12 protein-coding genes and 1 pseudogene are annotated in these 10686 nt (G+C 74.8%); 6 read left to right on the top strand and 7 right to left on the bottom strand.

What is annotated here, in order from left to right; genetic code table 11:
- Both ACWDBB_RS22290 and cysC read right to left on the bottom strand, forming a co-directional pair.
- Positions 1-149, bottom strand: a pseudogene (locus ACWDBB_RS22290) (sulfate adenylyltransferase subunit CysD); the annotation flags it as partial.
- Between the two features lie 17 nt (positions 150-166).
- Positions 167-724: an adenylyl-sulfate kinase gene (cysC, locus tag ACWDBB_RS22285; protein ID WP_449791275.1), complete on the bottom strand. Its 558-nt coding sequence runs from the start codon at positions 722-724 to the stop codon at positions 167-169.
- Between the two features lie 201 nt (positions 725-925).
- Here cysC and ACWDBB_RS22280 point away from each other — a divergent pair, with 201 nt between their 5' ends.
- Positions 926-1285 (top strand): PaaI family thioesterase, encoded by a 360-nt coding sequence (locus tag ACWDBB_RS22280; RefSeq protein ID WP_449791274.1) that lies wholly within the window; start codon positions 926-928, stop codon positions 1283-1285.
- 92 nt (positions 1286-1377) lie between these two features.
- On the opposite strand, the gene ACWDBB_RS22275 is transcribed toward ACWDBB_RS22280, so the two are convergent.
- The 5 genes from ACWDBB_RS22275 to ACWDBB_RS22255 all read right to left on the bottom strand — a co-directional run bounded on the left by ACWDBB_RS22275 (position 1378) and on the right by ACWDBB_RS22255 (position 6249).
- A complete protein-coding gene (locus tag ACWDBB_RS22275; RefSeq protein WP_449791273.1) occupies positions 1378-2565 on the bottom strand; it encodes an acyltransferase family protein in 1188 nt (395 codons plus the stop codon).
- Positions 2565-2891, bottom strand: coding sequence for an acyl carrier protein (locus tag ACWDBB_RS22270; protein WP_449791272.1), 327 nt, complete (start codon positions 2889-2891; stop codon positions 2565-2567). Before ACWDBB_RS22270 ends, ACWDBB_RS22275 begins: the two co-directional genes overlap by 1 nt.
- Positions 2892-2895: 4 nt before the next feature.
- The gene (locus ACWDBB_RS22265) at positions 2896-3957 is read right to left on the bottom strand and encodes a transketolase family protein (protein ID WP_449791271.1); all 1062 of its coding nucleotides are present in this window, start codon (positions 3955-3957) and stop codon (positions 2896-2898) included.
- Positions 3954-4865 (bottom strand): transketolase, encoded by a 912-nt coding sequence (locus ACWDBB_RS22260; RefSeq protein WP_449791270.1) that lies wholly within the window; start codon positions 4863-4865, stop codon positions 3954-3956. Before ACWDBB_RS22260 ends, ACWDBB_RS22265 begins: the two co-directional genes overlap by 4 nt.
- Before the next feature lie 61 nt (positions 4866-4926).
- On the bottom strand, positions 4927-6249 hold the full coding sequence (locus ACWDBB_RS22255) for a DegT/DnrJ/EryC1/StrS family aminotransferase (protein WP_449791269.1): 1323 nt from the start codon (positions 6247-6249) through the stop codon (positions 4927-4929).
- Between the two features lie 251 nt (positions 6250-6500).
- On the opposite strand from ACWDBB_RS22255, the gene ACWDBB_RS22250 reads away from it, so the two are divergent.
- The 5 genes from ACWDBB_RS22250 to ACWDBB_RS22230 all read left to right on the top strand — a co-directional run bounded on the left by ACWDBB_RS22250 (position 6501) and on the right by ACWDBB_RS22230 (position 10685).
- A complete protein-coding gene (locus ACWDBB_RS22250; protein WP_449791268.1) occupies positions 6501-6680 on the top strand; it encodes an alpha-aminoadipate/glutamate carrier protein LysW in 180 nt (59 codons plus the stop codon).
- A 98-nt stretch (positions 6681-6778) separates the two neighbouring features.
- Complete coding sequence (gene argC / locus ACWDBB_RS22245; RefSeq protein ID WP_449791267.1) at positions 6779-7759, top strand: N-acetyl-gamma-glutamyl-phosphate reductase; 981 nt, start codon at positions 6779-6781, stop codon at positions 7757-7759.
- A gap of 124 nt (positions 7760-7883) precedes the next feature.
- Complete coding sequence (gene argB, locus ACWDBB_RS22240) at positions 7884-8741, top strand: acetylglutamate kinase (protein ID WP_449791266.1); 858 nt, start codon at positions 7884-7886, stop codon at positions 8739-8741.
- Positions 8734-9864 carry a M20/M25/M40 family metallo-hydrolase gene (locus tag ACWDBB_RS22235; RefSeq protein ID WP_449791265.1) on the top strand — a complete coding sequence of 377 codons (1131 nt, stop codon included), beginning with the start codon at positions 8734-8736 and terminating at the stop codon, positions 9862-9864. The genes argB and ACWDBB_RS22235 overlap by 8 nt, the downstream gene beginning before the upstream one ends.
- Positions 9864-10685, top strand: coding sequence for an SDR family oxidoreductase (locus ACWDBB_RS22230; protein WP_449791264.1), 822 nt, complete (start codon positions 9864-9866; stop codon positions 10683-10685). Before ACWDBB_RS22235 ends, ACWDBB_RS22230 begins: the two co-directional genes overlap by 1 nt.
- Position 10686 lies beyond the last annotated feature (1 nt).

Below are 10686 nucleotides of genomic sequence, written 5' to 3'. Positions count from 1 at the left end.
GAGTCCTTGCCGCCGGAGAAGAGGATCACCGGGCGCTCGAACTCCCCCGCGACCTCGCGGAAGACGTGCACCGACTCGGCCTCCAGCGCGTCCAGATGCGACAGGGCCGGGAGCCCGGACGACGTGCACGGCGCGACGGCGGGTCGCAGGAGCGGGTCCACGGCGGTCACCCGACGAACCGCTTCGCCACCAGCAGGCCCAGGAGTGCCTCGGCGGACTCCTCGGCGCTCTGGCGGTGGGCCGGGATGACGAGGTCGGGTCGTTCGGGGGTCTCGTACGGGTCGTCCACCCCGGTGAGGCCGGAGATCTCCCCGGCGGCCTGCTTCGCGTACAGGCCCTTGACGTCGCGTTCGGCGCAGACCTCGACCGGGGTGGCGACGTGGACTTCGAGGAACCCGGTGCCGCTGTCGGCGTGCCGGGTGCGTACGGCCCGGCGGCTGTCGGCGTAGGGGGCGACGACCGGGACGAGGACGATGACGCCGTTGCGGGCGAGGACGTCGGCCATCAGGCCGATCCGCTGGAGGTTCTCGTGCCGGTCGGCGCGGTCGAATCCGAGGCCTGCCGACAGGGTACGCCGCATGGCGTCGCCGTCCAGGACCTCGACCCGGTGCCCGTCGCCGCGCAGCCGCTCGGCCAGCAGGGTCGCGATGGTCGTCTTGCCCGCGCTGGGCAGGCCGGTCAGCAGGACGGTCACACCGCAGTCGCACGATCCGGGGCGAACCATGGTCGGTTGAACCTCTTTCTGGGGGTCGGCGCCGCAGAGCCGGCGGGACTCCTGGGGCGAGGGACACAACGGGTCCGTTCCGAGGGGCCTTGCCGGGTCGGCGGGCAGCTGGGATTCTCGGGATCCATGACGACAGACACGACAGAAGCAACAGAGACGACAGCAGTGGCAGGCATCCGGGAGCTGTGGCTCGGACCCTACGTGGAGCATCTGGGCCTGCGGTTCGAGGAGATCGGCCGGGACCGGGTGGTGGCGGTGTGGTCCGCGCGTGCGGACCTGCTGCAGCCGCACGGCATCCTGCACGGCGGGGTGCACTGCGCGGTGGTGGAGTCCGTGGCCAGCGTGGCCGCCGACCGCTGGCTGGGGGAGCGGGGCACGGTGGTCGGGGTCAGCAACTCCACGGACTTCTTCGCGCCGGTGACGGGGGCCAACGGGCGGCTGACCTCGACGGCGCTTCCGGTCCACCGGGGCGCCTCCCAGCAGGTGTGGGCGGTGGAGACGGTGGACGCCGTGGGCAGCCTGGTGGCCCGCGGGCAGGTCCGGCTGCAGAACCTGCGCTGAGGCGGCCGCCCGCGCCCCTGACCGGGCCCGCCGGGAGGGTTTCCTTCCGGCGGGCCCGGTCACGCGGCTGGTCCGCACGGCCTGTCCGTGGGTCAGGCCGGAGCCGGTACGGCCTGCGGGGGCCGAGCCGCCCGGCTCCAACGCCGCATGACGGGCCGTTCCACCAGGACGTACAGCAGCCAGGCGAGGACCAGGCTGGCGAGCAGGGTCAGCGCGGACAGGCCGACGACCGCCGGCCAGGTCGAGGCGGTGCCGCGCTTGGCGCCGAACAGCGGTGAGGTGCGGCCGATCCAGCCGTACGTCACCACCAGCCAGTGCACCAGGTAGAAGGCGAAGGAGATCTCGCCGAGGAACACCATGACCCGCCCGCCGAGCAGGGTGCGGCGCCCGCCGATGTCGGCGGTGGCGGCGGAAGCCACCAGCAGGGCGAGCGGGACGGCGGTGAGCACGACGAAGCCGAGCCGGTCCGACACCTCGCCCTTGGCGACGAACGGGATGACGGGCAGGAGCAGGGCGGCGGGCAGGGGCAGGCGGATCCACCGGCCGTTGACGACGATCAGCGCGGTGACGATCCCGAGGACGAACTCCAGCATCCGTGCCGGCGGGAAGAACGTCATGAACCACATGGAGTACCAGGGCTGGTGGGTGCCCAGGTGCGTGCCGCCGCTCCTGGGCAGGGCGGAGGCGATCAGCGGGACGGCCCAGATCGCCGCGTAGGTGAGCAGGAACGCGAGCCACAGTCTGGCGGGCGGGATCCGGCGCAGCAGCGCCACCAGCCAGGGGAAGCAGAGGTAGAACAGCACCTCGCAGGCCAGCGACCAGGCCGGGGTGTTCGACCAGAGGTTGAACTGGAGCTTCTGGTCAGGGATCCACGACTGCACCAGGAACAGGGTGGTGATGCTGTCGCGCCCGGACAGGGCGTGGCCGGCGCTCGCCGCGAGCAGGAGCGCGGCCGCGAACGTCACCAGGTGGTTCGGGTAGATCTTGAAGAACCGGCGGCGCCAGAACTTCCCGACGGTGTCGCCCTCCTGGGCCACCCAGGTCAGGACGAAGCCGCTGAGGATGAAGAAGAACGACACCCCGACGGCGCCTGCCTCGTAGAACAGCCGCAGCACGAAGGTCTGCTGCGGGGCGACGCGGGGCAGCAGGTTGATGCCGAGGTGGGACAACAGCACCAGGAAGGCGGCGACGAAGCGCAGGCCGGTCAGGGAGTGGAGGTTCTTCCGGCGCTGCGCCGGCACGTCCGCCGGAGCGGCCGTGCGCTGGGCGGATCGCTGCATCAGGCACCTCTGGGGGGCTCGGCGGGGGAGGAGCAGGGACCACCGGCCGGTTCGGCGGGGGCGGCGGGGTCGGAACCGGGGGAGAGCTCACCGGCCAGTTCGCGTACGACGGTGGACCGGTAGAAGTTGCGCACCGGTAGGCGCCGGCCCTGTTCGGCCTCGATCAGGTCGATCACTTCCATGGCGGTCAGCGAGGTGCCGCCGAGCTCGAAGAACTCGTCGTCCGCGGAAACCGTGTGCGGTAGCCGGAGCACCCGCTCGAACACGCTCTGCACGTAGCGGATGCGGTCCTCGTCGTGGACCAGGGCCCGGTAGGCCATCGTCATCACCTCATCGTCGGGTTTCTCGGGTTCGCGGGGTGCTCAGCCCGCCGGTGGCGGCCAGCAGCTTGCGGGCGGCGTCCACCACCGCGGCGGTGCTCACGCCGTGCTGCTCCAGGGCGGCCCGCTGGCCGGCGACGCGTTCGCCGGGGCGTCCGCGCACGGCCAGGCGGTGTACGGGCAGGGCGAGTTCGGCGGCGACCACCTCGGTGACGGCGTCGCCGAGGCCGCCCTGCGGGCGGTGCTCCTCGACGGTCACCACCCCGGCGCGGCCGCGGCAGGCGGCCAGCAGGCCGTCGTGGTCCAGCGGGTGCAGCGTGTGTAGGTCCAGCACCTGCGTGCCGGTGCCGTCACCGGCCAGGACGTCGGCCGCCTCCAGGGCGAACAGCAGCGGCAGCGGGCCGGCCGCGACCACCGTGACGTCCGCGCCCTCGCGCAGCACCCGGGCCCGGCCCAGGCGCAGCTCGGGCACCGGCCCGGGCGGTTCGGGCGTGGCCGAGCGGCCCAGCCGCAGGTAGCCGGGGCCGGGCAGTTCGTGCAACTGCCGGACGGCGGTGCCGATCAGACGGGCGTCACCGGGCACGACGACGGCCAGGTCGGGCAGGGCGCGGGTGACCGCCAGGTCCTCCAGGGCGAAGTGGCTGGTGCCGAAGTGGGCGGCGGCCAGGCCGCCGTGGGTGGCGATCACCCGCACCGGCAGCCGGTTGCCGGCCACGTCCAGCTTGAGGAACTCGCCGGCGCGCAGCGTGGCGAAGGCGGCCATGGTGTGCACGTACGGCACGAAGCCGCGGCGGGCGAGACCGGCGGCGACCGTCATCAGGTTCGCCTCGGCGATCCCGACGTTGACGTACCGTTCGGGGAACCGCTCGCCGAAGGTGTTCTCCAGGCCTCCGGTGTCGGAGTCCAGGCAGATCACCCGGGGGTCGGTGGCGGCCAGCTCCAGCAGGGCCTCGCGGTAGGCGGCCCGCGGGTCGGGCCCCGGGGCCCGACCCGGCTGGGAGTGCTGGACCGGCTGCGGCTCCGCGGCCGGGGCGGCGGCCTCCGCGGTCCGGGCCGCGGTGGCGTCGTTCACTGCGCACCTGCGGCCGGGCGGGCGAGTGCGGTCAGGGCCCGGCGCACCAGGGCCGGGGAGAGCTTGGCGTAGTGGCCGGCCACCCGCTGTTCCAGGAACGGCACCCCGCGCCCCTTCACCGTCCGGGCGATCACCGCGACCGGGCCGTCCGGGGAGGGACGCAGGGCCTCGGCCAGCGCGGCCGGGTCGTGTCCGTCCACGGTACGCACCTGCCAGCCGAACGCGACGAACTTGGCGTCCAGCGGTTCGAGGGAGACGCAGTCCTCGGTGCCGCCGGTGATCTGCAGTCCGTTGCGGTCCACCGCCGCGACCAGTCCGGGCAGCCGGCGGTGCCCGGCGAGCAGGGCCGCCTCCCAGACGCTGCCCTCCTGCAGCTCTCCGTCGCCCAGCACGGTGTACACGTGCCGGCCGCTGCCGAGCAGCTGCTCGGCCAGGGCCAGCCCGACCGACAGGCCCAGGCCGTGGCCCAGCGAGCCGGTGGCGAACTCGACGCCTGGCAGGGTGTGCGAGGGGTGGCCGAACAGCCGGCTGCCGGGGCGGGCGTAGCCGTCCAGTTCGCCGGCCGGGAGCCGGCCGAGCTGGACCAGCGCGCTGTAGAGCGCGGGGGCGGCGTGGCCCTTGCTGAGGACGAAGGCGTCGCCGGGGCGCAGCAGCCGGGTGTGCAGGACGGCGATCAGCTCGGCGCAGGACAGGCTGCCGCCGGCGTGCGCGCCCTCGGGGCCGCCGGCCATCCGGATCACGTCCTCCCGGATCCGCCGGGCCATCAGGGCCGGGTCCGTCACCAGGGTGTCGTCAGGGGTCGGGGTGCCGTCCTCCCCTGGCGGCCGGGCGACGTCCGGGGCAGGCGCACCGCCCTGCGGGGTGTCGGCGGGCGGGTGGGGCGGGCCGGTCGCGATCGGCGCGGCCATGTCGGGCTCCCTTCGGACGGGGTCGGTCCGGGCGGCGGGCGGTCGGGGCGGGTGGTGCGGGTCAGCCGCGGCGCAGGACGTCCTGCCAGGTCGGGGCGGGGCGGGAGCGGGCCATCCGGCGGATCAGGTCGAGGTGCTCCCAGGCCTTCTCGAAGCCGTCGGCGTAGTGGCGCAGCAGCGGGGCCGAGTCCGGGTCGAGGTGGCGGCGCTGCAGGCACAGCGACCCGTCGACGACGGCGCAGGTCACCGGGAAGCGCTCGGCCACCTCGTCCGGCGCGGAGCCGGCGTCCGGCCCGGTCGGGCGGAAGGCGGGGTGCGCGGGCAGCGGGGCGACCTGGTACTGGGAGACCGGCACGCCCTCGGCGCGCAGCACCCGGTGCAGGGCGGCGCGCAGACCGGTGCGGTGTTCGGGGCCCAGACCGAGCTCCTGCGGGTCGGGCAGCAGGCGCAGGATGTGCCAGGCGTGGGTGCGCCCGGGCGGGATCCGCGGCACCCGCAGCCCGGGCAACCGGCCCAGCCGGTCGAGGAATTCACGGATCCCGGGCTCGCGCCGGCGGGCGTTGTCGTCGAAGCGTTCCAGCTGGGAGCGGGTGAACGCGGCCGCCATCGGCGCGATCCGGGCGTTGAGCGCTGCCCGGTGGGCGATGTAGCTGCGCGCGCCTGTGGGCTGCAGCTCGCCGAAGTTGCGCAACCGTACGAGCTGTTCGCGCAGGCCGTCGTCGTCGGTGGTGACGAGTCCGCCCTCGCCGCAGGTGGGCAGGTTCTTGTGGGGATGCAGGCTGAAGCAGCCGGCGGTGCCCAGCGCGCCGGCCCGCCGGCCGTCCAGCTGCGCGCCGTGGGCCTGGGCGGCGTCCTCCACGACGGGGACGTCGAGGCGGGCGGCCAGGCGGTTCAGCGCGGGCATGTCGGCGGGCAGTCCGTGCAGGTGGACCGGCAGCAGGGCCGCGGTGCGGGGGCCGGCGGCTTCGGCCGTGCGCGACGGGTCCATGGTGTAGGTGTCGGGTTCGATGTCGGCGAAGACGGGGGTCGCGCCGGTCGCGGCCACCGCGTGGGCGGTGGCGTTCATGGTCAGGGCGGGGACGATCACCTCGTCGCCGGTGCCGGTCCCGCAGCCGCGCAGGGCCAGGTGCAGGGCGGCGGTGCCGGAGGCGACGGCGACGCAGTGCCGGGTCCCGGTGGCCCGGGCCCAGGCCTCCTCCAGGGCGGCGACCTCGGGTTCCCCGGGGGAGGCGGCGTTCAGCCTGCCGCCGTGCAGCACGCGCAGGACGGCCTGCTCGTCGGCGCCGGTGACGATCGGCCAGGTGCCGCCGGGGGCGTCCCTGGGCACGGCCCGGGTGCCGCCGAGCAGGGCGAGGGCGGTCCTGGTGCGGGCGGTCTCAGGCATGGGCGGGCTCCTCCGGGCGGACGGCGCCGCACGGGCGGGGCCGTCGCCTCGGACATCCGACACCCTGTAATGCAGAGTGTGTGTACTCGTCATCCTCCACCGGACCCGACCTCCCGCCTGTTCTGCGCTGAAAGAGTGTGTGGGGCGACGGTCCCCGAACCGATCTCGGGGGTGTGCTGTTGTGCAGCATGTGTTAGTTTCTGCAGTGTTCTCGATAGAGAGTAGTCAACACAATCTGCAGGAGGCAACAGATGACCACTGCACTGAGCGCGCAGTGCCCGGAGTGCCAGGGCTCCGTGGACGTGCCCGGAGATGTGCTGGCCGCCGAGATCGTGATCTGCGGACACTGCTCCAGTGAGCTCGAAGTGGTGGCGACCGGGCCGCTGGTGCTGGCCCTGGCCCCCGAGGTCGAGGAGGACTGGGGCGAGTAGCACCGCCCCCGCCCCACCCGGCCGCCCGCGGGCAGCCGGATCCGGGCGGAAAGTCGGCCGATGGCGCAAGTCGACCACGATTCGGGGGAGTTGGCCCGGTGAAGGTGAGTGTTCTCGGAGCGGCCGGCTACACCGGCGGGGAACTGCTGCGGCTGGTGCACGCCCATCCGGAGCTGGACCTGGTGCAGGCGCTCTCGCGCCGGTACGCGGGACGGCCGGTGGGGGAGGTGCACCCCAATCTGCACCACCTGGGGCTGACCTTCCGCGCCCCGCAGGAGCTGGAACAGGTGGACACCGCCTTCCTGGCGCTGCCCGCCGGGGCGTCGGCCGAAGTGGAGGCCGGGATCGCGGAGCGGGCCGGGACGATCGTGGACCTGAGCCCGGACTTCCGGGCCGGTGCCCGGTCGGCCTCCGGGGACGCCTACCGCACCGGCCTGCCGGAGCTGTTCGGTGGGGAGCTGCCCGGGGCCCGGCGGATCAGCGTGCCCGGCTGCATGGCCACCGCCGCCGTACTGGCGCTGGCCCCGCTGCAGCGGGCGGGCCTGGTGGCGGGCGACGTGGTGGTGGACGCCCGGGCCGGCTCCTCCGGCTCCGGGGCTGAGCCGGGCCCCTCCTCCCACCACGCCGAGCGGGCTCGGGCCTTCCGGGTCTACCGGCCCGCCGGGCACCGGCACGAGGCCGAGATCGCGGCGCTGGCCGGGGTGCGGGCCCGGATGACGGTGACCGCCGTCCCGGCCGTGCGCGGCGCGCAGGTGCTCTGCCACGTCACACCGCCACAGCCGGTCACCCGGCGGGATGTCCTGCGGGTGCTCCAACGCGCTTACGCGGCAAGCCCGTTCGTACGGGTGGTGGCCCGCGGCCGCGGGGTGCACCGGCTGCCCGACCCGCAGTTCCTCGCCGGCAGCAACTTCGTGGACGTGGGCTGCGCGGTGGACGAGGACGGCGGGCGGATCGTGCTGGTGGCCGCGCTGGACAACCTGGTGAAGGGCGCGGCCGGCGGCGGGGTGCAGAGTCTGAACGTGGCCCTGGGCCTGCCCGAGGACGCGGGACTGGGATTCCCGGGCCTCCACCCCGCCTGACACCCGCCCGGCACCCCGCCCTCCCAGGGCGGAGTGGTACGGCACGACACGGCGCGACGATCCCGACGGAACGGCGCGACGGCACAGCGGCACGCACACGACGGCGACGGGAGGTGGGCGGGAGATGGCACAGGATCAGGGCCCGGCGGCCGAAGGGGTGGTCGTCGTCAAGATCGGCGGGGGATCCGACCCGGTGCCGGTGCTGGACGAACTGGCCGAGCTGGCCGCCGGGGGCCGGCCCGCGGTGCTGGTGCACGGCGGCGGCGCGGCCGCCGACCGGCTGGCCGACCGGCTCGGCGTCGAGCGGCAGGTGATCCGGTCCCCGGACGGCACGCACAGCCGGCGCACCGACCCGCAGATGCTCGAAGTGATCACCCTGGCCCTGCTCGGCCAGGTGAAGCCCCAGCTGGTCGGCGGACTGCGGGCACGCGGCGCCCGGGCCGTGGGCCTCAGCGGCGCGGACGGCGCGCTGCTGACCGCCTCCCGCAAACCGGCCCTGCGGTCCGTGCACGCCGGACGCACCGTCATGATCCGCGACGACCAGGCCGGCCGGATCGAGCACGTCGACCCCGCCCTGGTGCGCGCGGCCCTGGAACGCGGCGAGGTCCCCGTGGTCTCCCCGCCCGCCAGCGACCCCGAGGGCAACCTGCTCAACGTGGACGCCGACGAGGCGGCCGCCCGACTGGCCGAGGCGCTGGGAGCGTCGGCGCTGGTCCTGCTCACCGACGTCGGCGGGGTCCTGGCCGACCCCGCCGACCCGGACAGCCGCATCCCCGAGGTCGGCCCCGCCCACCTGGACGGGGACACCGTCCGCGGACGCATGCGGCACAAGGTGCGGGCCGGGCTACGGGCCAGCCGGACCGTGCCGCACGTGGCCATCGCCACCGCCCACCAGGCCCGGCCGATCCACCGGGCGCTGACCGGCTCCGGCACCCGGCTGCGCGAGGACGCCCCCCTGCGCGAGGAGGCTTCGGATGAGTGAGCGCCGCCCCGCCCTGGCCCGCCAGGTCCGCCCCGACCCCGCCGGCGGGGACTACCCCGCGTGGCTGCTTCGGGCCGCACTCAGCATCCCCTCCGTCTCCGGACGGGAACGCGCGGTCGCCGCCTTCCTGGCCGAGCAGATGGCCGCCCTCGGCTTCCGGGCGCACGTCGACGAGGTCGGCAACGCGCACGGCCTGATCGGCCCACCCGACGGCCCCACCGTCATGCTGCTCGGCCACATCGACACCGTCCCCGGCCAGGTGCCGGTGTGCCAGATCGGCGACCTGCTCTACGGCCGCGGCGCGGTCGACGCCAAGGGCGCCATGGTCACCATGATCTGCGCCGCCGCCCGCACCCACGGGGTGCGGGTGCACGTGATCGGCGCGGTCGGCGAGGAGGTGGCCGGATCGGTCGGCGCCCGCCACGTGCTGGCCACCGTCGAACGCCCGGCCGCGGTGCTGATCGGCGAACCCAGCGGCTGGGACGGCGTCTGCCTGGGCTACAAGGGCCGCACCGGCCTCGAGTACGAGATCGAACAGCCGCCGCTGCACACCAGCAGCCCCGAACCGACCGCCGTGGAACGCGCCGTGGGCTTCGCCCGGGACGTCCAGGACTACCTGCGCGCCCTGACCCCCCACGAACAGGACCCGATCGCCTTCGCCGTCGCCGCCGCCACCCTCACCCGCCTCAGCGGCGACCTCGCCCGCGCCGAGGCCTTCCTCACCTGCCGGGTCCCGCCCGGCTTCGACTTCGACGCACTGGAGCGCTTCGCCCGCAGCCTCCCGCACACCCGCATCCGGGTCGACGAACGGGTGCCCGGGGTGACCCGCCCGCGCGCCGACCCGGTGGTCAGCCAGCTGCGCGCCGCCATCACCGCCCACGGTGCCCGCCCCACCCTCAAGCTCAAGGCCGGCACCTCGGACATGAACACCCTCGACCCGTGGGACGTCCCGATGGCCGCCTACGGCCCCGGCGACGCCCACCTGGACCACACCACCGACGAACACCTCCCGCTCAGCGACCTCCACCGCGCGATCGACGTGCTGGCGCTCGCTCTGCCCCGGCTCGCCCGGCAGCTGGCCGCCCGCCCGTTCGCCGCCCCTCCCGATCCCCTGGAGGCCTGATGCTGCTCGACGGCCACGTCGCCATGATCACCGGTGCCGCCCGCGCCCTGGGCCGCTCGCACGCCCTGGCCTTCGCCCGCGAAGGCGCCGACCTGCTCCTGACCGACCACTGCGCCCCGGACGCCGGCCCCTACCCGATGTCCAGCCGGCGCGACCTGGAGGAGACCGCCGACGCCTGCCGCCGGCTCGGCAGCCGGGTGTTCACCGCCGTCGCCGACGTGCGCGACCAGAGCGCCGTCGACAAGGCGGTCGACACCGGCCTGGACGAGTTCGGCCGCATCGACGTCCTGCTGAACAACGCCGGCGTGCTCGGACCCGGCGGCCGGCGCACCCACGAACTGACCGAGGACCAGTGGCAGCTCGCACTGGACGTCAACCTGAGCGGCACCTGGCGCTGTTGCCGGGCCGTCCTGCCGCACATGGTCGCCCAGGGCGGCGGACGGATCGTCAACACCGCCTCCACCGGCGCTCGGGTCGCCTTCGAGCTCTACGCCAACTACGTCGCCTCCAAGCACGGGGTGATCGGCCTGACCAAGGCCATCGCGCTGGAGTACGGCCGCCACGGCGTACGGGCCAACGCCGTCAGCCCGAGCACCGTCGCCGACGACGACGCGCTCGGCACCCGCAGCACCCGCGCCGTCGCCGCCGCCATGGGCGCCGAACTCCCCGACTACGAACACACCTCCGCCGCCCTGCACCCGATCGGCCGCCTGGTCACCGCAGCCGAGGTATCCGCCGCCTGCCTGTGGCTGGCCGGCCCGCACTCCGGCGGCGTCACCGGCACCGAACTGGTCGTGGACGGCGGCTTCACCGTCCACTGAA

The sequence above is a fragment of the Kitasatospora sp. NPDC001095 genome, assembly GCF_053598615.1.
Note: the sequence above shows the minus strand (reverse complement) of the source record. Positions and strands in the feature narration are given on the sequence as shown.